Annotated in this window: 25 protein-coding genes and 1 other annotated feature; of the genes, 20 read left to right on the forward strand and 5 right to left on the reverse strand. The window is 37.2% G+C overall.

What is annotated here, in order from left to right:
• Positions 1–41: 41 nt before the first annotated feature.
• Complete coding sequence (locus ACIQXF_RS15265; RefSeq protein WP_402784165.1) at positions 42–1,613, reverse strand: 2-isopropylmalate synthase; 1,572 nt, start codon at positions 1,611–1,613, stop codon at positions 42–44.
• A gap of 143 nt (positions 1,614–1,756) precedes the next feature.
• Positions 1,757–1,999 (reverse strand) — a binding site (T-box leader).
• A 157-nt stretch (positions 2,000–2,156) separates the two neighbouring features.
• Positions 2,157–3,851 (reverse strand): methyl-accepting chemotaxis protein, encoded by a 1,695-nt coding sequence (locus tag ACIQXF_RS15270; protein WP_402784167.1) that lies wholly within the window; start codon positions 3,849–3,851, stop codon positions 2,157–2,159.
• Between the two features lie 311 nt (positions 3,852–4,162).
• Here ACIQXF_RS15270 and ACIQXF_RS15275 point away from each other — a divergent pair, with 311 nt between their 5' ends.
• The 4 genes from ACIQXF_RS15275 (at position 4,163) to ACIQXF_RS15290 (ending at position 7,125) form a co-directional block, all read left to right on the forward strand.
• Entirely contained in the window at positions 4,163–4,657 is a 495-nt protein-coding gene (locus ACIQXF_RS15275; protein WP_402784169.1) for a DUF1648 domain-containing protein, read from the forward strand.
• Between the two features lie 139 nt (positions 4,658–4,796).
• A complete protein-coding gene (locus ACIQXF_RS15280; RefSeq protein ID WP_402784171.1) occupies positions 4,797–5,450 on the forward strand; it encodes a YdeI/OmpD-associated family protein in 654 nt (217 codons plus the stop codon).
• 189 nt (positions 5,451–5,639) lie between these two features.
• The gene (locus ACIQXF_RS15285; protein ID WP_402784173.1) at positions 5,640–6,017 is read left to right on the forward strand and encodes a VOC family protein; all 378 of its coding nucleotides are present in this window, start codon (positions 5,640–5,642) and stop codon (positions 6,015–6,017) included.
• A 127-nt stretch (positions 6,018–6,144) separates the two neighbouring features.
• Complete coding sequence (locus ACIQXF_RS15290; RefSeq protein ID WP_402784174.1) at positions 6,145–7,125, forward strand: GNAT family N-acetyltransferase; 981 nt, start codon at positions 6,145–6,147, stop codon at positions 7,123–7,125.
• 41 nt (positions 7,126–7,166) lie between these two features.
• Here the strand turns inward: ACIQXF_RS15290 and ACIQXF_RS15295 are convergent, their stop codons facing one another.
• Positions 7,167–7,604: an Rrf2 family transcriptional regulator gene (locus tag ACIQXF_RS15295; RefSeq protein WP_402784176.1), complete on the reverse strand. Its 438-nt coding sequence runs from the start codon at positions 7,602–7,604 to the stop codon at positions 7,167–7,169.
• 191 nt (positions 7,605–7,795) lie between these two features.
• On the opposite strand from ACIQXF_RS15295, the gene hmpA reads away from it, so the two are divergent.
• The 13 genes from hmpA (at position 7,796) to ACIQXF_RS15360 (ending at position 17,364) form a co-directional block, all read left to right on the forward strand.
• Positions 7,796–8,962: an NO-inducible flavohemoprotein gene (hmpA, locus tag ACIQXF_RS15300; RefSeq protein ID WP_402784178.1), complete on the forward strand. Its 1,167-nt coding sequence runs from the start codon at positions 7,796–7,798 to the stop codon at positions 8,960–8,962.
• A 160-nt stretch (positions 8,963–9,122) separates the two neighbouring features.
• Positions 9,123–10,184 carry a YeeE/YedE thiosulfate transporter family protein gene (locus ACIQXF_RS15305; protein ID WP_402784180.1) on the forward strand — a complete coding sequence of 354 codons (1,062 nt, stop codon included), beginning with the start codon at positions 9,123–9,125 and terminating at the stop codon, positions 10,182–10,184.
• Between the two features lie 16 nt (positions 10,185–10,200).
• Positions 10,201–10,425 (forward strand): sulfurtransferase TusA family protein, encoded by a 225-nt coding sequence (locus ACIQXF_RS15310; protein WP_402784182.1) that lies wholly within the window; start codon positions 10,201–10,203, stop codon positions 10,423–10,425.
• A gap of 270 nt (positions 10,426–10,695) precedes the next feature.
• Complete coding sequence (locus tag ACIQXF_RS15315; protein ID WP_402784183.1) at positions 10,696–10,956, forward strand: metal-sensitive transcriptional regulator; 261 nt, start codon at positions 10,696–10,698, stop codon at positions 10,954–10,956.
• A gap of 43 nt (positions 10,957–10,999) precedes the next feature.
• Positions 11,000–11,341 (forward strand): rhodanese-like domain-containing protein, encoded by a 342-nt coding sequence (locus tag ACIQXF_RS15320; protein ID WP_402784184.1) that lies wholly within the window; start codon positions 11,000–11,002, stop codon positions 11,339–11,341.
• Positions 11,342–11,353: 12 nt separating this feature from the next.
• Positions 11,354–11,650: a rhodanese-like domain-containing protein gene (locus ACIQXF_RS15325; RefSeq protein WP_402784186.1), complete on the forward strand. Its 297-nt coding sequence runs from the start codon at positions 11,354–11,356 to the stop codon at positions 11,648–11,650.
• A gap of 76 nt (positions 11,651–11,726) precedes the next feature.
• The gene (locus tag ACIQXF_RS15330) at positions 11,727–12,281 is read left to right on the forward strand and encodes a sulfurtransferase TusA family protein (RefSeq protein ID WP_402784188.1); all 555 of its coding nucleotides are present in this window, start codon (positions 11,727–11,729) and stop codon (positions 12,279–12,281) included.
• 12 nt (positions 12,282–12,293) lie between these two features.
• Complete coding sequence (locus ACIQXF_RS15335; protein WP_402784190.1) at positions 12,294–12,689, forward strand: DsrE/DsrF/DrsH-like family protein; 396 nt, start codon at positions 12,294–12,296, stop codon at positions 12,687–12,689.
• Positions 12,690–12,800: 111 nt separating this feature from the next.
• Positions 12,801–13,928 (forward strand): MBL fold metallo-hydrolase, encoded by a 1,128-nt coding sequence (locus tag ACIQXF_RS15340; RefSeq protein ID WP_402784192.1) that lies wholly within the window; start codon positions 12,801–12,803, stop codon positions 13,926–13,928.
• A 408-nt stretch (positions 13,929–14,336) separates the two neighbouring features.
• Positions 14,337–14,564 carry a sulfurtransferase TusA family protein gene (locus ACIQXF_RS15345; RefSeq protein ID WP_402784210.1) on the forward strand — a complete coding sequence of 76 codons (228 nt, stop codon included), beginning with the start codon at positions 14,337–14,339 and terminating at the stop codon, positions 14,562–14,564.
• Positions 14,565–14,687: 123 nt separating this feature from the next.
• Positions 14,688–15,464: a sulfite exporter TauE/SafE family protein gene (locus tag ACIQXF_RS15350; protein WP_402784212.1), complete on the forward strand. Its 777-nt coding sequence runs from the start codon at positions 14,688–14,690 to the stop codon at positions 15,462–15,464.
• A gap of 13 nt (positions 15,465–15,477) precedes the next feature.
• Positions 15,478–16,182 (forward strand): DsbA family oxidoreductase, encoded by a 705-nt coding sequence (locus ACIQXF_RS15355; protein WP_402784194.1) that lies wholly within the window; start codon positions 15,478–15,480, stop codon positions 16,180–16,182.
• A gap of 231 nt (positions 16,183–16,413) precedes the next feature.
• Entirely contained in the window at positions 16,414–17,364 is a 951-nt protein-coding gene (locus ACIQXF_RS15360) for a c-type cytochrome (protein WP_402784196.1), read from the forward strand.
• Between the two features lie 36 nt (positions 17,365–17,400).
• Here the strand turns inward: ACIQXF_RS15360 and ACIQXF_RS15365 are convergent, their stop codons facing one another.
• A complete protein-coding gene (locus ACIQXF_RS15365; protein WP_402784198.1) occupies positions 17,401–19,095 on the reverse strand; it encodes an FAD-dependent oxidoreductase in 1,695 nt (564 codons plus the stop codon).
• Positions 19,096–19,386: 291 nt separating this feature from the next.
• Here ACIQXF_RS15365 and ACIQXF_RS15370 point away from each other — a divergent pair, with 291 nt between their 5' ends.
• Positions 19,387–21,375: an ABC1 kinase family protein gene (locus ACIQXF_RS15370; RefSeq protein WP_402784200.1), complete on the forward strand. Its 1,989-nt coding sequence runs from the start codon at positions 19,387–19,389 to the stop codon at positions 21,373–21,375.
• A gap of 350 nt (positions 21,376–21,725) precedes the next feature.
• Positions 21,726–22,862 (forward strand): C40 family peptidase, encoded by a 1,137-nt coding sequence (locus ACIQXF_RS15375; RefSeq protein WP_402784202.1) that lies wholly within the window; start codon positions 21,726–21,728, stop codon positions 22,860–22,862.
• Between the two features lie 153 nt (positions 22,863–23,015).
• On the opposite strand, the gene ytvI is transcribed toward ACIQXF_RS15375, so the two are convergent.
• Positions 23,016–24,074 carry a sporulation integral membrane protein YtvI gene (gene ytvI / locus ACIQXF_RS15380; protein WP_402784204.1) on the reverse strand — a complete coding sequence of 353 codons (1,059 nt, stop codon included), beginning with the start codon at positions 24,072–24,074 and terminating at the stop codon, positions 23,016–23,018.
• Positions 24,075–24,166: 92 nt separating this feature from the next.
• Between ytvI and ACIQXF_RS15385 the strand changes: the two genes are divergently transcribed.
• The gene (locus ACIQXF_RS15385) at positions 24,167–24,721 is read left to right on the forward strand and encodes a hypothetical protein (protein WP_402784206.1); all 555 of its coding nucleotides are present in this window, start codon (positions 24,167–24,169) and stop codon (positions 24,719–24,721) included.
• The last annotated feature ends 114 nt before the right edge of the window (positions 24,722–24,835 follow it).

Genomic DNA, 24,835 nt, shown 5'->3' on the forward strand with positions numbered 1-24,835 from the left:
AAGCCTCTGGACGCAATTATGCCGGGGCATAATTGATCTATTTAGTTCATAACAGGCGTTAATTTAGCAACAACAATGCTATTGATGGCATTAATGTAAGCCAGTGCACTAGCCTTTAAAATATCTGTATCTGCAGCTTTGGCGATATATTTTTCGCCCTCATGCTCGATAGTGATTTTTACTTTACCAAGTGCTTCTTTACCACGAGATACACTATTGATATTATATTCCACTAGTTTCACATCAATGTTTGTAATTTCTGCAATGGCAGAATATAAGGCATCAATGGGACCTGAGCCAACTGCACTTGCTTTAAACACCTCGTCACCTTTACGAATTTTTACACTTGCCGACGGGAAGTTTGTGTTGCTGACGACTTGTAAATCGTCGAAGTCAAAGAACTGATCGCTATAATGAGTCGCATTATCATTGTTAGCGTCATGTTTTTCATAGTAGCTTTCAACAATCACATATAAATCGTGATCATAGACTTCTTTCTTCGCGTCAGCTAGTTTTAAGAAGCCTTCGAAGATTCCTTCAAATTCATCAGTAGAAAGATTTGAGAAACCAAGTTTTTCTAGGGCATTTTTCACCGCATGACGACCAGAGCGAGCTGTAAGGACTAGCTCCATATCATCAAGACCTACATCTTCTGGATGCACTATCTCATAAGCATCACGAGATTTAAGAAGGCCATCCTGATGGATACCAGAAGAATGGGCAAATGCATTATCCCCAGTAATTGCTTTGTTTACTTGTACGTCTAAGCCCATAAAACTAGAAACAAGACGAGAGGTATTCATAATTTCTCTTGTGTTGATACGTGTCTCAGCATTGTATACAGAGCTACGTGTTTTCAGAGCCATTACGACTTCTTCTAATGCAGCATTACCTGCGCGTTCTCCAATGCCGTTAATTGTACATTCTACCTTATCTGCTCCGTTTTTAATCGCAGCAAGTGTATTAGCAGTTGCCATACCCAAATCATTATGACAATGAACACTTAATAAAACGCTATCGTCTAAATTTTTCATGCGCTCATTTAGTTTATAGATCATTGCTCCGAATTCTTCTGGCTCGGCGAAACCGACTGTGTCAGGTACATTAATCATTGTTGCACCAGCCTTCATTACGGCTTCAATTGTTTTCCAAAGATACTCGAAATCTGAACGAGATGCATCTTCTGTTGAATATTGCACTTGGGGTAAAAGGGTTTTCGCATATTTTACTGCGTCAACGCCAATTTGTAGAATTTGATCTTTGGACTTGCTAAATTTTTTCTCAACATGAATATCAGAAGTACCAAGTACCATATGAATCATAGGATTTTCTGCGTATTTTACAGCATTATAAACAGCATCAATATCTGCTTTAACAGCACGTGCCAATGCAGTAATCATTATGTCACTTGTATTACCAACTTTTTGTGCGACAGCTTTGACTGCATCAAAATCACCTTGTGATGAAGCAGGGAAACCAGCTTCGATAATATCGACACCTAATTTTTTGAGTTGCTGTGCAATCTCTACTTTTTCATATAAATTCAGTTTTGCACCTGGCACTTGTTCGCCATCACGTAAAGTTGTATCAAACACCCAAATTTTTCTTCCCATTTTCAAACACTCCTTTTGTTGTAATTGTTTTGATATGAATGATGTCTCTGCCCTACACAATGGCATTGCTAGAGACGAAATCTACACCTAGGCCAATAAACATCGATTCTAGGTAAATAAAAAAACTCGTCTCTATATAAAAATATAGAGACGAGTTTATGCTCGCGGTACCACTCTAATTGACCTTCTCTTTACAGAAAAAGTCCCCTTATCGACAGCCATCACTGTCTATCCCGATAACGGAGGAAACCGACATCCCTTACTTATTTAAAGGTTCAGGGAGTAGCTCATGGACGAGTTCAAAATGTGTGTCTACCGATTTCCACCAACCACCGGCTCTCTACAAGTACACAGGCATTTTTACTATTTCCAATCTTGGCCTACAATTTGTTGTTGAAAGCTATATTACTTCGATATTGTCGATCTGTCAATAATATTCTAAAAATTATTTCTTTTCTGTCTTATAGGATGTAGATATTAATAAATTTCAGTAAACAAAATGATAGTAACAATTACGCAGAGGCATAGTTGATTTTGACGCTTTTACTCTATTTTGAAGCGTGAAACTTGGGATTGTAACTCTTCAGCCATGTTAGAAAGAGTAGCTGCAGAAGCGGCAACTTCTTCAATCGTCGCTAACTGCTCTTCAGATGCTGAAGCTACATTTTGCAAATTGACAGAAGACATTTGTGCAATTGTTGCAATCTCATCGAAAGATGCGTAAATTTGCTCAGCGCTTGATGACATTTCTTCAGAAACGGTTGTTGCTTCTTGAATTTGCTTGGATACTTGTTCAATAAGCTCAACGATTTTTGAGAAGCCCTCCTCTGCTACTTTTACAACCTGCATACCAATTTGAACCTCTTGCGTACCAGTATCCATTACTGTAACTGCACGATTTGTATCCTGCTGAATTTCTGAAATAAGATTTGCGATTTGTTCAGCAGACTGCTTAGATTGCTCTGCTAATTTTTTTACTTCATCTGCAACAACAGCAAAGCCACGGCCATGGTCACCTGCACGTGCCGCCTCAATTGCAGCATTCAATGCTAATAAATTTGTTTGCTCCGCGATATCTGTAATAATGCTAATAATATTCCCAATTTCAATGGAATGGTTGCCTAAGTTTTTGACAACGTTTGCAGACTCTAAGACGGCTGTATTAATCGTGTTCATCTGCATAATAACGCGATGTAGTGATTCATTTCCCTTGTTTGCTTCAGAATTTGTTTCTATAGCAAGTTCAGAAACAGCAGCTGTAGTGACAGCTAATTGTTGAATACCTTTTGTCATATTTTTCATAGCTTCAGAGCTTTCGGTAGCATTTTTACCTTGTGCTTCAGAGCCACTAGCTACTTCTTGGATAGAGGAAGTAATTTGTTCTGTTGCTTGGATGGTTTGTTCAGCACTTGCAGTTAGCTCAGCAGCAGAGCCACTTACCTGTACAGTGTTATGACGCACATTGGTAATGAGGTCCTTTAGATTTAGCGCCATTTGATTAAAGGCAAGTGCTAAATCACCAACTTCATCGCGATTTTTTATACGGATTTGTTTAGCAGTTAAATCACCTTCAGCAATCTTTTTCGCAGCCTTTGCCATACCTTTGATAGGGCGAGAAATAATTCTACCCATGACAATAGCAATTATCAGGCTAATGATGACAGCAACCGCACCAAGTGTAATCATTTGGAGTTTTATTGATTGAATCTCTTTTGATGTAGCAGCGATTTTTCCGTTTATATACTCATCTTGATAAACGGCAAGGTTTTCTACGCGTTCATCGAATTGTTTAATAATAAGACGTCCTTGTGTGCTATCAAGCTTTTCATATTGCTCAGTTTCCCCAGCGGCCCTTAATGAAAACATTCGATCTGCGAACTGTTGGACTTTTTCCTCGCTGTTATTGATAGCCTCTAATAATTCAATAGATTTTTTAGAATCGAATGATGCCATTAATTCCTCGTATCTTTGTTTAAACTCTTCACGTGACTCTTTATTACTTTGCAAATTTTGTTTGTCCCCAAGTAATAAATAACCTCTCATACTTACAATTTCTTGCTTAGCAATCACTCGCAACTCTTGAATACGAATAGATTTAGTTGTTTGTTCTTCGAGTAACACTTGATATGTTTTGTTTACGGAATTGAGTTGTTTAAAATTCAACCCAATTGTTCCAACTAATACCAAAATAACAATAAAAAAACCGAGTATTAATTTCTTATAGATAGTAAATCTCATAGTTGCAGTTCCCTTTCTCAGTTATTTAGTAGAAATGTTACAAAAAAATGAAATATTTATATATACCATTTATATCAGATTATATGAATTTTACAAAGTATTATGAGTATTTTCACAGTAATTACTGGAATTAAAAAGGAGGTAAGTTGTAGGTAGAATGTTAATAAAAGCAGAATGAATTGCCGTTCACAGTTATTGAAAGCGGATAATTAACGATGCAGCAAAAACAAATGTGACAATATTCACAAATTTGAAACTTGATGAGTCATAGTAACGTAAAAGTAATAAAGACTAAACTAGGGGGTGGGAAGGTGTATAGGCCGATTTTAAAATTACCAAAAACGAATTATGAAAAAGTATGGGACTACATCGGTGGTGGGTTATTTGTGCTATCCATCCTTTATATTATTGTAATGTGGGGCAAACTGCCTGAGGAAATCCCTGCCCATTTTAATAGTGCAGGAGAAGTAAATCGTTGGGGCTCAAAAATGGAATTATTTATTCTTCCGTTTATTGGAATATTTCTGTGGATATTGATGGGGTTACTTGAAAAAGCACCGCATATGCATAATTACCCGGCACGCTTAAACGAAAATAATGTGGAGGCATTTTATTTAAATAGCCGAAAAATATTAAATCAAGTAAAAAACATTTGCTTGCTCATCTTTGCAGGTATATCAATCCAAATGGTACGAATTTCATTAGGGGAGGTAGAGACTATAGGGTGGTGGTTCCTACCGGTTGTACTGATTGTAACAGCCATTCCAATTATTAGAGGAATAGTCGCGACTTTCAAAATAAAGTAGCTTATATGCATTTATCATAATAAACATTTTAAACGCTCGAGAAAATTCGAGCGTTTTTTGTTCGAAAAATTCACTAAATCAGCTATACTATCAAAACTATGAGAAAATTGTATTGATAATTAGAAGAGGTGTCGAAGTTATGGAAAAGAAATTTAAACTTAAGGATGGACTATCCATTGCAATTCATAATCAACCACAGGATATGCTAGAGGGAATACCCCAATCAGGCAATGCACCTTACGATCGAATAATTTCCTTTGTGTTTAATATTGATGAAATGGTAACGTATTTACAAAATGCACTAAAGACTAACAATCTTATAGAGCAGGGCTATTTATTTTTTGTTTATCCGAAAAAGGGTAATAATAAGTATGAACAGTTTATTCATCGTGATGAAATTTTCCCAGCTATTCAAGTGGACGAGGAAAAATACATTGTTGGCAGTGATTATAAATTTGCAAGTCTTATGTCGTTAGATGAGACATTTTCTATATTAAGCATAAAGAGAGATGTCAAGGGGCGCGGCAAGAAGAAGACGGCGAGTAGTCAATGCGTGAGTGATTATGAAGGTATGATTCCTCAATTGCGTGATTCACTTGCAGAAAACCCGGATGATTTAACATTCTATGAAGGATTAACACCTGGATATCAAAAAGACTGGGCTCGTTATATCTATAGTGCAAAAAAGGAAGAAACGCAGATAGCACGTTTGAAGGAGATGCGCGAAATTATTAGATTAGGCTACAAGACAAAGAAGTTATATCGAAAGGCATTGGCTGAAGGTAAAGTATAAATGACATGATAAATTTTTTTTGTATGAGCCCCCTTTTGTCTTATGACGTGATAAGCTATTAGTACCATTATCGCAAGCACAAAGCCGAATCCGGGCGCAATTATGCAGAGGCATAATTGATTTTGAGGGGCTTGTATCGAAAATGACACCAGCCCAATGGATTTCAAAATATGAGGGAGAGTTAACTAAATGAAAAGTGCCACTACATTTTTAATGTTTCAGGGGCAAGCCAATGAAGCTATCCAACAATACCAGCAATGGTTTTCAGAGCTAAGGGTTGAAAGCTTAACTTATATGGAAGACTCACAACAGGTTGCAATGGCAATCCTCAATTTAAAAGGTCTGAAAATAATGATCAATGATAGTGTAATACAGCATAACTTTACTTTTACACCTGCAACATCTATCTATGTGGAGTGTGAATCAGTGGAAGAAATTGGTGAACTTGTTACTCAGATCTTAGAAGGTGGACAGGCGTTAATGCCACTTGATAATTATGGATTTTCTAAACAATTTGCCTGGATTGAGGATCGTTTCGGTGTATCTTGGCAACTTACGTATAATTGAGTTTGAAATGAAGTATATATGAATAAAATTGAATAGAACAAGCTCATATGTCGATGGAGGAAAATCGAAAAATCCATGCATATTTGCTATAACAACAAAGAGTAATCATTTAAAAGGAGTATAGAGCATGGCAGTAACTTTAGTGAGGCACGACATAAAATATGCCGAAGCAATGCATGCGTTGTCTTCTATGCCACAGGTTCGAGATGCACTAGGGTTACCTGCTGGTAAAGTGGAAGATACAATCAACTTTATTAAGCGCGAATGTGTAGACGAAGAGGCTGGAAAAACAGTTCCTCGTGTTGTCTTGGATGAGGAAGGGCAACTTATAGGTGTAACTGCGTTAATGTTTATAGACCAAGATAAAAAAAGTTGTCATATTGGTTCGTGGTTAGGATACGAGTTTTGGGGAAAGGGCTATAATCTTGAAGCGAAAATTGCAATTTTAGATATTGCCTTTTTTGAATTAGGGCTAGAGCGTGTTTTTGCAGGAGCTAGAAAGGTTAATACTCGCTCACGAAAGGCGCAGGAGAAGTTGCCTTTCATACGTTTAGGAGTAGAAAATGAGTTTCCACAGGAGCATGCATGGTTAGAGGTTAAAGAAAAGCAGCCATGTGTTTTCAATGTTTTTGAACGTGAAGATTTTGTACGATATCGTACAGCCGTAAAGAAAGTTGAAGGCGTGCGGGAAGAATATTTACCCCAACTATTATTAGCTGATGAAAGTGAAGAAGTCGTTCGAAAATATTTACATGACGGTGAATTATATGAAATTAAATGTGGTGAGCAATTAGCGGGAGTAGCGTTACTTGTTGAACAATCTGATATGACAGTAGAGATAAAAAATATTGCTATTGTACCAAAGTATCAAGGCAATGGGCTTGGGAAAGAAACGCTGCGACAATTAACAACGATTTGTCAATCACAAGGTTATAAAGTAATGATAGTTGGAACAGCAAATTCTAGTATTGATAACATTGCATTCTATCAAAAAGCAGGCTTTCGTATGGAAGCAATTGAAAAAGATTTTTTTAGTCACTATCCAGAGCCCATCTATGAAAATGGTATACGTGCATTAGATATGATTTTCTTTTCCAAAACCTTATAGACATAAAAAATACCCGTCCAACCTATGTTGTGCGGGTATTTCTATTCGCCAAGCAACAGTGCCATCAACTTTTCTTTCGAATGTAAAAAATCATCAAGTGAATAGCTATCTAAGATGGCAAAATAGGCTTGTAAAGCTTCGTTTAACACGCCTTTTAGCTGACATTCTGGTGCAATTTTACATAGATTGTTTTCTTTATCAAAGCATTCCACAAGATGAAAATCCTCTTCTGTATGACGCACTATTTCACCAATTGTTATGGTTTTTGGATCAATTGCTAGACGTATACCGCCACCTCGTCCACGAATGGTCTCAATGTAACCCAGTAGTCCAAGCTGATGTGTCACCTTCATTAAATGATTTTTTGATATATTATACGCATCCGAAATTTCTTGAATGGTAGTTAGTTGACCGTCTTCCTTCGCACCCAGATATATGAGCGTTCGAAGAGAGTAATCTGTGTATAAAGTTAGTCGCATAAGAACACCCTACTTTCTGAAGTTCCATAATAATTATAACATTTTTACTTTGAAGTATAGTAAATTCAATACTTTTTATAAGATGTATTTAAAATACATTAATTATGTCCATTTTGTTAAAGATGTATTTTATATATTGCTTTAAAGAAATGAAAGCGTTATATTGTAATCACGAAAGGATGGTATGCGATATGTTAAAACAAGAAACAGTACAAATTATTAAAGCAACAGTCCCTGTGTTAGAAGTTCATGGTGTAGAAATTACGAAGACGTTTTACAAAAATATGTTTGAAGCTCATCCGGAATTATTGAATATTTTTAACCACACAAACCAAGAAAAAGGTCGCCAGCAAACAGCGTTAGCAAACACAGTTTATGCTGCAGCGGTTCATATTGAAAATTTAGAAGCTATTATACCAGCGGTGATGTTAATTGCTCATAAACACCGTAGTCTAGGTATTTTACCTGAGCATTATCCAATTGTTGGAGAAAACTTATTAAAAGCGATTAAAGAAGTACTTGGTGATGCAGCGACAGATGATATTATTAATGCTTGGGCTGAAGCATATGGTGTAATTGCAGACATCTTTATTCAGGTTGAAGAAGAGTTATATCAAAAAACAGTAAATAATGGTGGATGGCGATTATTTAAACCATTAAAAGTAGCGAAAAAAGTAGTAGAAAGTGAACTTGTTACATCTATCTACTTTGAAAATGAAGATGGTTCCCCTCTACCAGCATATGAGCCAGGCCAATACATCAGTATCCGTGTGAAAGTACCAGGCGAAGAGTATTTAATGAACCGTCAATATACACTTTCGCAAGCAAGTGCTGAAGATGGCTACCGCATTTCTGTGAAACGTGAAAGCGACCATACGCCGAATGGAAAAGTATCAAACTTTATCCACGACGTATTACAGGTTGGAGATTTAGTGGATGTAAGTGCTCCAGCAGGGCTATTTGTTTTAGAGGAAACTCATGCTCCTATTACATTCGTAAGTGGTGGTATAGGCGTTACACCATTAAACAGTATGCTACAATCATTAAAAGATGATGCGGCAAATGAAGTGAACTTTATCCAATGTGCGCACAATGAAAAAGTAGTAGCATTTAGCGATGACATTCAAGAGAAAGTGAATGTACTTCCAAATGCAACGTACACAGCGTTATATTCAGATGAAGAGAAAAAAATCTCAAAAGAATTATTAGCTGAAAAAGTTGCCAATAATGCAGACGTTTACGTATGTGGACCTGTTGGCTTTATGGAATCAGTCATTGAAAATTTACATGAGATTGGCGTGAAAGACGAAAAAATTCATTATGAATTCTTTGGTCCAGCTATGCAACTAGCAAAATAAATAAATATGAACCCTTGTTATAAGAAGCAGTTCTCTGCACTTGTAGCAGGGGTTTTTTGTGTATACAGATGAAAAAGTTATAAAAAACAATTGAATCCATAGTAAATGTAGTGGTATTATATCTTATAAGAATACTAAGATATAGGGAGGGGAATAATTTATGGCCCAAATGATTATTACAGGACTTATTTGTGGAGCTTTACTTGGATTTGTTATGCAACGTGGTCGTTTTTGCTTAACTGGCGGGTTCCGCGATATGTATTTGACAAAAGATAATCGTATGTTTTACGCATTACTTATTGCAATAGCAATTCAAAGTGTTGGTGTATATACCTTAATTAGTTTAAAGGTATTTGAATTCAGTGCTGGTTCTTTACCAATCATAGCTGTTATTGTTGGCTCATTTATTTTTGGAATTGGCATTATTTTAGCTGGTGGTTGTGCAACAGGTACTTGGTATCGGGCGGGAGAAGGTTTAATTGGCAGTTGGATTGCATTAGCTGGTTATATGCTCGTAGCAGCAATGATGAAATCAGGCGTATTATTGCCATTGGATAAGGCTATTAAAGAAACGAGCATTGAAACTAATTCTATTGCAGAGGCAATTGGCGTAAACAACTGGTTGATTATTACGATTTTTGTAGTAGTTGTTGCATTTATCATTTACCGTGAACTAAAGAAGCCACGAGTGAAGATCCCGGGGTTAAAGCCGAAAAAAACGGGATTAGCACATATTTTATTTGAAAAACGTTGGCATCCATTCATAACTGCAACGATTATTGGTGTGATTGCAACTTTAGCATGGCCATTAAGTGTTGCTACTGGTCGTATAGGTGGGTTAGGAGTTACAACACCTTCTGCTAATATTTTGCAATTTTTGGTGACAGGAGAAATTAGCTTCATTAACTGGGGTGTTTTCCTAGTGCTAGGAATTTTCTTAGGATCATTATTCGCTGCAAAAATGAGTGGAGAATTTAGATTCCGCATCCCAGATACAAAAACGGCGATTAACAGCTTATGTGGTGGACTGATGATGGGGTTCGGCGCAGGTTTAGCAGGAGGCTGCTCAATTGGTAATGGATTGGTGATGACAGCAATGATGACTTGGCAAGGTTGGATTTCTTTAGGGTTTATGATTTTAGGTACATGGACAGCATCTTACTTTGTATTTGTTCGGCCAAGTAAAAAAGCTAAGCAAGCTACGCAAGTAATACCAGCGTAAAAAAGGAGTGTTTTCAATGAAAAGAACATTAGAAGTAATGGGGATGGTTTGTCCATTTCCTTTAGTAGAAGCAAAAGAAGCTATAAGAGACTTAAATTCAGGTGATGAATTAGAAGTGCAATTTGATTGTACACAAGGTACAGAATCCATTCCTCGTTGGGCTGCTGAAGAAGGGCACGAGGTAACAGAATATGAACAAGTTGGCGAAGCTGCTTGGACAATTACTATTAAAAAGAAATAAGATTTCATAGCAATGTGTTATAAAATTTAATTAAGCGAGAAATTTGATGATTCTAACATCGAATTTCTCGCTTTTTTAATAAAGATAGAAAAGAAAATGAGAATTACAACTTGAATTGGCGGGATAAAACATTGATACAAGTGGAAAATAACATTGCAACGATGTTTAAGAAAAAATTAGAACTTTCGTGTTGACATTATACCTAATGGGGTATATTATAAGACTCGTAAGCAAGATGAATCACTTATTTCGAAAGGAGGCGTGCACAGTATGGCATATGATGCGAAGGCGATTAATCGGGTAAAGCGAATTGAAGGTCAATTACGTGGGATATTACGAATGATGGAAGACGAAAAAGACTGTAAGGACGTTATTACACAGCTATCTGCGGTGCGTTCTGCTGTAGATAGAACAATAGGTGTTATCGTCAGTGAAAACCTACTGAATTGTGTCTCAACGGCTAATGGCGATTCAGAAAAAATGAATTCGGCTATCCAAGATGCCATGGATTTAGTCGTGAAAAGTAGATAATTAATATATACCCTTAACAGTATGGATAGGAGGACGAATTATTTTGGAAATGTGGATTATTATTGCTGTTGTAGTTGCGTTTTTAATTTGGCGCATGAAACCTACAAAAGGAGTGGGGACTATCTCGGCAACACAATTAAAAAACATATTGAATGATAAAGACAAAGTATTCGTTGATGTTCGAACACCAGCTGAATATAAAGGTCGTAACATTCCACAATTCAAAAATATTCCACTTGGTTCAAGTTTCGATAAATTACCGAAAGATAAAGAGATAGTGGTCATTTGTCAAAGTGGGATGCGTAGTAGTCAAGCATGTAAGCAATTAAAAAAACAAGGATTCGAGCGTGTTACTAATGTTCGTGGTGGCATGAGCGCTTACTAGGGGGAGAACAACGTGAAGGAAATTTCAGCAAAAGAGGTACAACAGGTTTTAGAGCAAGGTCAGGCATTGAATTTAATCGATGTTCGTGAAGTAGACGAAGTGGAGGCTGGACATATCCCAGGTATCATTCATATTCCACTAGGGTTATTAGAATTTCGTATGCATGAGCTAGATAAAAATAAATCGTATGTTATGATTTGTCGTTCAGGTGGTCGCAGTGGGCGTGCTACTCAAATATTAGAAAGCAATGGTTTTGATGTATCTAATATGGTTGGTGGCATGCTAGCTTGGGAAGGCGAAGTACAGTAAGAAAATGCAGGGACCTGTATCACTTACTATATTTTTTTGACCGAAATAATACCCTTGTAGGTATGAGGAGGAAGTTATGAGTATTAAAGTGGATTTTCAGCTAGATGCTAAAGGGCTTTCTTGTCCTATGCCAATTGTTAAAACGAAAAAAGCAATGGCTGAATTAGTAGATGGTCAAATTCTAGAAGTATCAGCAACAGATAAGGGTTCAAAGGCGGATATTGCCGCGTGGGCTGAAACTGTCGGACACCAATACATTGGGACGATGGAAGAAGACAATGTGCTTAAGCACTACATTCGTAAATGTTCAAATGAAATGATGGATGACAAAGCGTTTGAACAAACAATTGAGTTAGAACAGATTACAGATAGGGAAGGGCTAATTCTTGATGTTCGTGAGGAAGCGGAGTTTGCTTTTGGTCATATCGAGGGAGCAAAGTCCATACCGATGGGTGAGTTAGAGGCACGCCTTTCTGAGCTCGATAAAGAGCAGGAAATCTATGTCGTTTGCCGTACTGGAAAGCGCAGTGATTTTGCCGCACAAAAGCTTGCGGCACATGGCTTTAAAAAGGTATTTAACGTTCTGCCAGGGATGACTTCCTGGACGGGCGATTTAACAAAAAACATTTAGGGGGAATTTATTATGTCAAATAAAGTAGCGATTATTGCAAGTAACGGTGGTCTTTTTGATGCATATAAGGTGTTCAACATTGCAACTGCGGGGGCAGCATCGGAGAAAGAAGTAGCTATCTTCTTCACATTTGAAGGATTAAACTTAATTCATAAGCAAGGTATGCATGCATTGCCAATGCCTGCTGGAGCGGAGCATTTTGCAGAAGGTTTTGCGAAAGCCAATGTACCAACAATTCCGCAATTAGTGGAAATGGCACAGGAATTAGGTGTGAAGTTTATCGCTTGTCAAATGACAATGGATGTAATGGGTTTAACTACTGATGATTTTGTTGATGGTATTGAAGTTGGGGGAGCTGTGACATTCTTAGAATTTGCGAAAGATGCAGCACCTTCATTAACGTTCTAATTAATAGTAATATTCAATCTTGAAGCTGTAATTATCAAGGTTATACAGGCGGAGAGGAATGTCCTTTCCGCTAAAAAAATCAAAGAAATAATACCGTGGGGGGTAAAAGAAGTGTCGATTGTAAAATGGAGCGCAGCACAAGTAGCGAAGAAAGTAATCAATAATGAAGAATTATTTATTTTAGATGTTCGTAATGCGGATGCATTTGAAGATTGGAAAATTGATGGACATAAATTTGAATACCTTAATATTCCGTATTTTGAGCTATTAGACGGTGTCGAAGATATTTTACCAAAGATTCCAACTGATAAAGATGTATTAGTCGTTTGTGCAAAAGAAGGGTCATCGATGATGGTAGCTGAGATGCTATCAGATGAAGGACGTAAAGTGGCTTATTTAGAGGGTGGAATGAAGACGTGGAGTGAATATCTAGAGCCGATTAAAGTTGGCGATTTAACAGGTGGCGGCGAGCTTTATCAATTTGTTCGTTTAGGTAAAGGTTGTCTTTCTTATATGGTTATCTCCGAGGGCGAAGCAGCAATTATTGATGCAGTTCGTTTTACAGAAGTATTTACAAACTTTGCTGAAGAGAAAAATGTGAAGATCAAACATGTATTTGATACACATTTACACGCTGACCATATTTCAGGTGGACGCCATATTGCAGCTGCAACTGGTGCAACGTATTATCTACCACCAAAAGATGCAGAAGAGGTTGTGTTTAACTATACACCATTAGTAGATGGAACTTCAGTACAAATTGGCGCATCGAAAATTGATGTAGGTGCACTTTACTCACCAGGTCACACAATTGGTTCAACGTCATTTGTTGTGGACAGCAAATATCTTTTAACAGGCGACATTTTATTTATTGATTCAATTGGACGCCCGGATTTAGCGGGTCTCGCAGAAGATTGGGTGGATGATCTACGCGAAACACTGTATAAACGATACAGAGAATTATCGAATGAACTAATTGTTTTGCCAGCCCACTTTATGATTATTGATGAATTAAATGAAGATGGAACTGTTGCAAAACCTCTTGGACAATTATTTGCAGAGAATCACGGCTTAAATATTGAGGATGAAGAAAAATTCCGTAGTGTTGTAACAGATAATTTGCCTCCACAGCCAAATGCATATCAAGAAATTCGCCAGGTGAATATGGGTAAGATTACCCCAGACCAGGATGAACAAACAGAGATGGAAATCGGTCCAAACCGTTGTGCTGTAAGATGAGTTTAACTTCTTACAGCAAGGTCTCCCGCCTCTATAGGTGGTCAGATGAATGCGGATATAAGCTACTTTTCAGCGGGTGTCAAACATCCGCTGAAATAGAGGAACTCAGTCAAAGAACATCACGTCCTGTGGCTTTACCGAAATGACCGACATCATGTCGTCCCTCGTGCAGGCCTAAGCACAAAGCCGATTCTGGACGCATTGTTTATCTGTGCGAAAGCGAAGCGACAGCAACAATTATGCCGAGGCATAATTGATTTAGCGATGCTAAAGTGTAATGAATATGCATGCATGCTTATTGCATGCAAATACCGAGAAGCGAAGGCGCTCATCCTTCGTAAAGTCGGGAACAAACAATCTGAACCGGCAAAATCGCTTACAACCTTTGCCGTTCCAAAGGAGAAAAATATGAAATCAAATTTACAATTAGATGCAAAAGGCTTATCTTGTCCAATGCCTATAGTGAAAACGAAAAAAGCTATGGATACATTAGCTTCAACTGAAATATTAGAGGTTCAAGTAACAGATAAAGGGGCTCTAACGGATATCCCTGCTTGGGCAAAAGCTGGTGGTCATACAGTTTTAGACAAATTTGAAGACGCTGGTGTTATTACATTCTTTATTCAGAAAGCTTAAGGCTAGTGAGGGTTGTCTCTTCTTTTTAAGAACAACCCTCCTTTCATCTTATTTGATAAGTAGGCAAGCTTTTTGGAGGGAATGACAATCCCGTTAAAGCGTAATTGAAAGAAGGAAAAAATGATGGATTTAGCATGGATTATTACGATATTTTTGATTGGTTTTGTAGGATCGTATATATCAGGGATGCTAGGAATTGGCGGTTCAATCATCAAATATCCAATGTTATTATATATCCCGCCTTTACTTGGCTTTGCAGCATTTTCAGCACACGAGGTATCAGGCATTAGTGCTGTACAAGTGTTTTTTGCCTCAATTGCTGGTGTCTGGGCATATCGTAAAGGTGGTTATTTAAATAAATCATTGATTACTTATATGGGTGGTGCCATATTAATAGGGAGCTTCGTTGGTAGTTATGGCTCTAAATTTTTATCAGAGTCTGGCGTAAACATTGTTTATGGTGTACTGGCTTTGATTGCTGCAGTGATGATGTTTATTCCTAAGAAGCAAATTGACGACAAGCCGATGGATGAGGTAACGTTCAATAAAGCGATAGCAGCCATATTAGCGTTCATTGTAGGTATTGGATCAGGAATTGTTGGGGCAGCAGGCGGCTTCATATTGGTGCCTATCATGCTTGTAGTATTGAAAATACCAACGCGCATGACAATTGCTTCGAGTCTGGCAATTACTTTTATATCCTCAATCGGTGGAACAATTGGAAAATTGATGACGGGACAAGTTGATTATTATCCTGCTTTAATTATGATTGTGGCTAGCTTAATAGCAGCTCCTCTTGGTGCAAAAGCAGGCCAAAAATTAAATACAAAATTATTACAAGCTATTTTAGCAGTACTCATTTTAGCAACAGCAGTTAAAATTTGGATGGATATATTGTAGGAGGCTGTAGAAAATGAAAATCGAAATTTTTTCAGATTTTACATGTCCATTCTGCTATATTGGCAAACGAGAATTGGAACATGCCATTGATTTGGCAGGTTATTCAGGGCAGGTAGAAATTGAATATAAAGCATATCAAATTGGTCCAGATACACCTATAGAGAATGCACCAACTTTATATGAGAGTATGGCTGAGAAATTTGACGCAACAATAGAAGAAGTAAAGGAAATGACAAAGGGTATAGCTATGCGAGCTACAGAGGTTGGGCTACATTACAACTTTGAAGAAATGAAAACGGCCCATACTGAAAAAGCGCATAGATTGGCCAAATGGACAAAGCAATTTGGTAAAGAAATGGCCTATACGGAAGCACTTATGAGTAGCTATTTTACAGAGGGTAAAGACATAAACGATGATGACTTTTTATTAAAAGTGATTGAAGATTTGGGCTTAAATGTGGAAATAGCAAAGGGTGTTATTGTATCAAATGATTTTAATGAAGCTTTAGACAAAGATCGATATGATGCTCAACAGTTAGGTGTACAAAGTGTTCCGTTCTTTGTTTTTGAAAATCGTTATGGTATTAAAGGTGCGGAGCCAAATGAGGTCTTCGTCCGAACTTTGCATCAAGCGGCGAAGATAGCAGGCATTCAACCAGTATTAAAGATGGTGGGAAATGGTGAAGCTGCATGCGTTGATGGGGAATGTAAATTATAGGAGAATGCTAAAAGCCGAGTACATATTGTGCTCGGCTTTTAGCAGGAAAGTATACATACTGCAAGAGGTAATAAGTCTTGTTTATTGTGTTATAGAACAAAAAAATATTGCATAATTTATCCATTTTTATCATCTGAATGGTTCTATTTATGGTGGGTGTGAGAAAAATCACATCGAAAAATATATTATTTTGCTAAAATATGGGTAATTATACAAAGGGGGGTATTGTAGATGAAACCTATAGTAGCAGGAGTAGCAGGGACAGTACTATTAGCAGGTACGCTTTTTGTGGGAGCGGTCATTAGCGACAAGATTTTAGGTGAAGCCAATGGCGAAACTCAAGAAGCAGCAGTACAAACAAAAATACCAACAACAGCAGCTGCTCAGTCAGTTGTCTATGCGCCGCCGAGTATTGAAGAAGTACCAGATGGACCTATGAAGGAAGCGATATTATACGGCTATGAGCTTGTAAATAATACATCTGTTGCTGCGGAAGAATATGTTGGAAATCAATTGTCTTGCACAAGCTGTCATGCAAGTGCAGGCTATGATGAGCAAGTGTCATCATTAGTTGGTGTTATGGCAAATTATCCGCAATATATTGGACGTTCAGGTGATATTGTAACAATTGAAGAGCGAATTAATGGTTGTATGGTTCGCAGTATGAACGGTAAAAAATTCGACGCGAATAGTAAAGAATTAGAGTCTATGGTAGCGTATTTCGCCTATATTTCTGAGGGGGTACCGATTGGTGCCAAGCGAGAATGGGCAGGTACAAGTGATATGAAAAATGTTCCTATACCAGACGTTACAAATGGTGAGACATTGTATGGTCAGTCGTGCATCGCCTGTCACGGAGCAGACGGCTCTGGTATTGGTGCTAATACAGGACCGGCATTATGGGGTGAAAATTCATTCAATGATGGAGCAGGTGTAGCGCGTATGTCAAAAATGGCTGGTTACATTAAAAATAATATGCCAGTTGGTGCAGCTGGTACTTTGACTGATCAAGACGCTGCTGATTTAGCTGCTTTTATTTTATCGCAGGATCGACCTGAGTGGGCAAATCATGATAAAGACTGGCCAAAAGGTGGACGTCCGAATGATATTATGAATAAAGAAAAACGCGAACAAGTAAAAAATGGCACAATAGATTGGGAAAAAGTGCTTTCTACTAATTAAATGAAAAGGGATGCTGCAGACGGCATCCCTTTCGTGTTATTTAAAATTATATGCTGTGATTATTTTTTCTCTATCAGTAGTCATATCTGTGAAATATTCATATAAGCAAATACCTAGGAAGGAGCCGGCAACGTTAAAGACGTTAGAGAAACCGTTATTTTGTAGAACCATTATAGCATTATAGCTTCTTTGACCTGATCGACAATGTACATAAACTGGTCTATCTTGTGGAATTTCGTCCAAACGTTCACGAAGCTCGCTTAACGGAATATTATGGGCATTAATGAGATGACCAGCATCAAATTCATTCCGTTCACGGACATCTAGGAAGTATGCATTATTTTCAACGAGATCTCGAACCTCATCCACTTTTACCTGCTTATAATGACCGTATAATTGGTTTTGGGCGACAAGCGCTGCTAAATTAACGATGTCACGTGCTGTGCTAAACATTGGAGAATATGATAACTCTAGTTCCTTTAAGTCATCTAATGTACCACCCATTGTAATCATAGTTGCCATAACATCGATACGTTTATCGGCATTACCTTTTCCAATCGCTTGCGCACCTAGGATTTTTCCTGTTGGTATTTCGTAAACAAGTTTGAAATGAAGCGGATTACTATCTGGCATTAAACCAACTTTGTCTGGTGCAATCAGATATACACTTTTTGCTTGGAAGCCATTTGCAAGTGCTGTTTTTTCATTTAAGCCCGTTGAAGCGCATGTAAGATCAAAAATCTGCACGCTCGATGAACCAATGACCCCTTTATTTTGTTGAGGCATATTATACATATGGTTGGCTGCTGCACGTGCTTGTCGTTGCGCCGGGCCAGCTAGTGCAAGGCGCGTTTGTTTATGGGTTAATTGGTGGAATACTTCTATGGCATCGCCTACAGCGTAAATAGAAGGATCTGATGTTACATAATTGGCATCAACTTGAATGCCGCCGAGTTCACCTATTGTCAAACCAGCTTCTTTCGCTAAAGAGGTTTCAGGACGAACGCCAATGGCTAATACGACAGCCTGTGCTTTCACCTTTTTACCAGAATTCAGTTCTACATAATCTGTAGCAACCTTAGCTAGGCCGTCATTGACAATGACATTAACTCCTTTATCCATCATTTCTTTCTGTAAAATTTGTGCCATATCATAATCAAATGGCATCATAATTTGCTGACTAAATTCAACGAGTGAGACATTAAAGCCAGCAAGTCTTAAATTTTCTGCAACTTCTACACCTATAAATCCGCCACCGATAACGGCAATATCTTGTATGTCATCGCTTTGTACATAACGATTTAAACGGTCAATATCCACGACATTACGAACAGTAAAAACATGTGAAGAATGAACGCCATCCAGGTTTGGAACAATTGGACTTGCTCCAGGGGATAACATTAACGTATCGTAGCTTTCCTCATATTCGTTGCCGGACTGTAAATCCTTTACAGTAATCGTTTTTTCCTGCCGATTAATATGTAAAACTTCATGGTTAACACGTGCTTCAATATTGTATTTGGTTTGAAAAGCTTGTGGAGTCATTAAGATCAATTTGTCGCTGTTTTCAACGATGCCACTTAAATGAAACGGTAAAGAGCAATTAGAGAATGAAACGTTAGGACCTTTTTCAAACATAATAATCTCAGCTTGTTCATCAAGACGACGAATACGTGCAGCTGTCGAGGCTCCACCTGCGACACCACCGACAACTAAAAATTTTTTACTCATATACAGACACATCCTTTTCTTGTTATATACATGCAAGGGTATTTTAGTAATAATAAAAGGTTTTTAAGGGTTATTCATGATGGAAATAACAAATAAATATTGCTATAAACAGATTATATACCCCTGTGGGTATATAATCAATAAAAATTACTCTGAAAAATTTTATTTATGGAAATAAATATGAAAAAAGTCAACGAATAGACAAAATCTTGAGGATGGACCTAGAAAAGAAAAAAATTGCTTAATTTTGTTATACTAGCAGTAATAGAAGGTAGCATCGGGGGTGACGTTTTGGTTTTTTTGAAGTTTTTAATCCAAATCATAGTTGTATCAGGACTCATTTATTTTGTAAGTGGTCGATTAATGGGTTCTAACATTAACTTTGTTCGGAGGGTTCTTTCTGTTGTGATTAGCGTGACGCTAACATCCTTTGTTTACTGGTATTCATATTTGCGCCATACAGATTTTTTATCCGAAACAATGATGCAAACTGTGACGGAGGTTAGTACACTTATTTGGATTGGTAGTATGCTACTTATTTCTATGCTGCTTTACCTTCTCTTTGAGCTTTTTGATCCGAGTGGTATTACAGCTAGAGATCAACGTAACGGCCAAAAATCTTTATTATTGCGCCTTCGTAGCTACTGGAGACAGCAAAAGCGCTTACGTCAGGTATTAAAAATAGCAGTGACAAACGGAGTTGTGCAAACGATTAAATATGCAAGACAACGTGAAAATGAAAAGGAGCTTGCAATTGCTTTAAGAGCTACTTTAGAGCAATGTGGTGGGATATTCATTAAATTTGGACAGGTCCTTTCTACACGAAAAGAATTGTTTTCTCCAATATTTATCGAGGAGTTGCAGAAGCTACAACATAGTGTGAAGCCTTTACCATCAGAACAGGTAACTCAAATTTTAGAAAGTTCACTTCCAAGGCCTATGAATGAAATATTTGCAAGCTTTCAAATGGAGCCTATTGCGGCGGCATCTATTGGACAAGTACATAAGGCACGATTGAATAATTATGATGAAGTCGTGGTGAAGCTACTGCGTCCTGAAGTGAAGGGGATAATGCGAGATGATCTCGATATATTAGAGGAATTTGCAAATTGGCTTGCAAGCAAGTCTACATGGGCTGAATCGCTCGGCTTTCGTGAGCTTGCTGGTGGATTTGCAGATGGATTACGTGAGGAAATTCATTTAGATATTGAGGTTCGGAATACATTGCAGGTGACTAATGCTCTTGCAAAAAGCGATTATAAGGTCAGGATTCCTAAAATTTATACAGAATATTGTCATGAAAATATTATTGTCATGGAATATGTACGAGGAAAAAGTGTCGCGCAAGGTACAGCTGAATTTAATCGTTTAAAAATAGATCGTAGGAAGTTTGCACAGACTGTTTTATATTCTTTCTTTGAGCAAATGCTTTTTTCAGGTATATTTCATGCGGATCCTCATCCGGGGAATATTCATATTGATGAAACAGATGGCACACCAATCTTACTTGATTTTGGGGCAGTGGGTCGTTTGGGAGCTACACAACAAGAAGGCTTGAAGTTATTTTTGATGGGTATTCAGCTGAACGATTCAAGTGTTTTATATGATGGCTTAACACTATTAGTTGAAAATGCTGATCATGCAGATCGTGCAAGGATGGAGCAGGCAATCGATCAAATTCTGTTGAAAATCTCTTATGTTGATCGAATTCCAACAGAAGAATTAATACATGCGTTATTTACGGTTGTCCGTGATTTCGGTCTTGCTTTCTATCCTTCAGTTGGTTTAGCACTACGTTCATTAGTAACTTTGGATGGTACATTACGAGTCATTGATTCGCGTTTTGATATTTTTACGGAGGCAAAAGATTTTTCTTCCACATATATGCGAGCATCTTTCCTCAAGCCATTTAAAGAACCGATGGCAACAAAGGAACGCTTGCAAGAAGAATTATCAATGCTTATTCCGACATTGCGCAAAATGCCAAGACGAGTCGATCAGCTGATTCAACGCGTGGAGAGCGGGAAAATTATTTTACATCATGATGTTTTCTCAGATGAACATAATGCCCGTTTTATTACACATATGTTTTCCCGTTTTGTGTTACTTCTCGTAGGTATTACTTTTGGCATTATATCTGTAGCACTATTAGCAATATCGCAATTTATTCATGATTCGTATGCAGTTTATTTAAATACAGCTGCGTACTTAGGGTTATTTTTGTGCGCTATTCTTTTAGTTCGTCTTTCTATACAAGCATTACGTTCAATGAAGCAATAGGTAGGGGGATATTTCCCTTACCTTTTTTTAGTTCATGAAAATCTAAGGTGAATATTACAAAAACATTACAAATTACCGAATGGTTCTATTGGTATTGAAGTGGATAATGTTGTTTTATAGAATAAAATAGTATTTTGTAGAATATTATATTATTTCAGCAAATATTACAGAAATATTTCGAGTTTTACTAAACTATTAAAAAGGCACGAAATAGTATAAAAGTTATGCTAATAATGCTAAACTTTAAAAGGCTAATATAAATATAAGAATAAATTAATAAATAGAAATCGTTCAAGTAAGTACATAAAACAGCACGGGCGAAATTGATTAATGAAGGGAAAGAAATTATCGTGGGTAAGCGCAATAAATGGCGTAAGTCGATGGTGCTAGCATTGGCGCTAGCAGGTGGCTTATTATTTAATACAGTTCAACCAACAGTAGTGCACGCGGAAGAAACTTCTCAACAAATGATTGAGAAGAAAGCTAAAATAGATGCAGAAGTTCAAGCGTTACAGGACGAATTAACAAAACTACAACAAGAGATTGATGAAAAAGTAAAAGTATTTAACCAAGTACAAGCTGATATTAAAGAAGTTGATGCAAGCATTGCAGAAACTGAAAAACGTATTGAGCAACGTTCAACAATTTTAAGTGAGCGTATGGCTGCATATCAAGCACAAGATAACACAGTAGGTATTTATTTAAGTGTTGTACTTGAAGCAAAAAGTTTTGCAGATTTAATGGATCGTGTTGTAGCGGTAAAAACGTTAATGGATGCTGACCAAGAATTAGTAGATCAACAAGAAGCAGATAAAGCAAGCTTAGAGCAACAAAAAGCAACATTAGATGAAAAACAAAAAGAGCTTCAAAAGCAATTCCAAGAGCTTCAACAAAAGGAAAGCGAAATGGAAGTAAAAAAGGCTGAAAACGAAGCAAAATCTCTTGCATTGAAAGCACAAATCGCGGATAAACAAGAAGAAGAACGTCTAGAAGCGGAGCGTAAAGCAGCAGAGGAAGAAGCGGCTCGTTTACGCGCACTTCAAGCAGCTACACCAGTAGTGCACGCGACAAACAGCAATGGAACTTCCCAAGATACTCCAAAAATCGTTATAGGGTCAGGTGCAGGCACTGCGTCTTCAGGTGATGCAATTTCAACTGCGAAGCAATTCCTAGGTCGTAGTTATGTTTGGGGCGGCAGCAACCCATCGACAGGATTTGACTGCTCAGGTCTTGTACAATGGTCTTACAATCAAGCAGGTGTATCTTTACCACGTACAGCATCACAACAATATTTAGCAACACAACGTATTTCAGCAAGTGAAGCAAGTGTAGGTGACCTAGTATTCTTTAGCTATGGTTCAGGCGTAGCACATGTAGGTATTTACTTAGGTAACAACACGATGATTGATGCCCAAAATAATGGTGTTGTCATTGAATCACTTGATTGGTGGAACCAATATTTAGTAGGCTTCGGTCGTATTCAATAAGCCTTACTATTCTATAGACGATTTAAATAGCAAAAAGGTTATCTTTGTAAGAGAAAATTACAAAGATAACCTTTTTTATTTTCATTCATTCAAATATTTCGTAGCGAAAATGAAAATTTGATTATTCTAAACGCCAAGATAAGGTGCTTAAATCTATATTTTAAAATTTAATCTAATAATACCTGTTTCTTTTAAAGCGATAAAGAAAACAATGATAAAGGGTCCTACAAGTAACCCGATAACACCAAATAATTGGAGTCCAATAAACATGGCGATTAAAGTGGGTAAAGTGGATAGACCGATATGTTCACCCATTAATTTAGGCTCGACTACTCGGCGAATAATGAGTAAAATAGCTGCTAAGATAAATAATTTTACGGAAATTGCAATGTTCCCTATTAATAAGTGGTAAAGCCCCCAAGGTGCCAAAATAATAATAGAGCCGAGGAAAGGAACAATGTCAATTAACCAGATAATGATTGTCAGGGTTATGGCGTACTTTGGTTGAATTAGTAGAAGGCCAATAAGTGTAACGCCTCCGATAATAAAGCTTACAAGTAAATGCGCCTTCATATAGCCGAAAGTAGCATCCTTTAAACGATTTGAGATGATCTTCAATTTGTTAGCAGTGCTAGGTTTTAAATATTTATAAGTGATCTGTTTTAATTTAGGTAAATCTAGCATAAATAAAAATAGAGCAATCATATAAACGAGAAGACTGATAAATAGACTGGGAATTTCTGAAAAAAAGGCAGTAACTTTGGTATAATTAAAGAAGTTTAAAAAAGATTCTTCAATTTTCTTTATGAAATCCATGGTTGTTTTTTGAAGCGAGGCACTTACTTCAGGTGGGAAGTCTTCTGTGTATTTAGAAATGTTTTCTTGCATGTTAAGCCACATTTCTGATAGCTTTGAAATATAATAGGGAGCTTGCTTTGAAACTATTATTATTTGAGACATAAGTTGTGTAATAGTAAAATAACAAATAATGGAAATTAAGATAACACTCATTATGTAAATAAAAGCAACTGCAATTTTACGGGACATTTTCCATCGCCGTTTAAAGAACATAACAATTGGTTCTAAGAAAAATGCGGTTATGCATGCTAATAGTATGGGAACAGAAACTGGGATAATAAAATATGCAGCTACGATTAAAGTAATAATCATAATTAATCTAAAAATCAGTTTCCCGGTATTAAATTTATTCATAAAATCACCTTCTTTACGCAAATTAAGTTAAGTGTACCATAAAAAGTTATAATAATTATTACGTTCTGAAACAATAAAGGTAGGGATGGATCATGGAAGAAGAGATTTTGAAACTTTTTGGGAATTTGACAGAGCGTGACCGTGATATTCAATGTGAGTCTTACGAAGAATTAATGAAAATTATGCAGGAACCGGTTGATTGGACATATGCTGTCTGGGAGCAACTTGTTCAAGCTCTTACATACAACGATGGACATGTACGTGCAAGTGCTGCACAATTGTTATGCGCATTAGCAGCAAAAAGTGATCCAGAAGAAAGGGTATTGGACGATTTCTTAAAGATTTGGGCAGTGACGTATGATGAAAAGATAGTAACCGCGAGGCATACTTTGCAGGCAATTTGGAAAATAGGTTTAGCAGGACAAGTACAAAGAGATCTAGTTGTTTCATATTTGGCTAAAAGATTTCAAACATGTATAGATGAACAGCATCCAACATTAATACGTTATGATATTATTGTATCCTTTAAGAAGTTATTTGATGCCACTAATAAACCAATACTGCTAGAAATTGCACAGCGTTTGATTGAGGAAGAGCAAGATGTTAAATACAAAAAGAAATATAAGGCAGCCATCCGTTCAAAATAATGGAATGGTTGTTTTTATATGGCTCATCACCAAAATCTGGGGATGACAAAATCAATGACCTGTTTCCAAACGTAAACGGAGGAAAAGATGGGCATCATTTCGGTAGCCAAAACC

Origin of the sequence: Lysinibacillus sp. NPDC097231 (assembly GCF_044761885.1) — a bacterium.
In the GTDB taxonomy this organism is placed as follows: domain Bacteria; phylum Bacillota; class Bacilli; order Bacillales_A; family Planococcaceae; genus Lysinibacillus.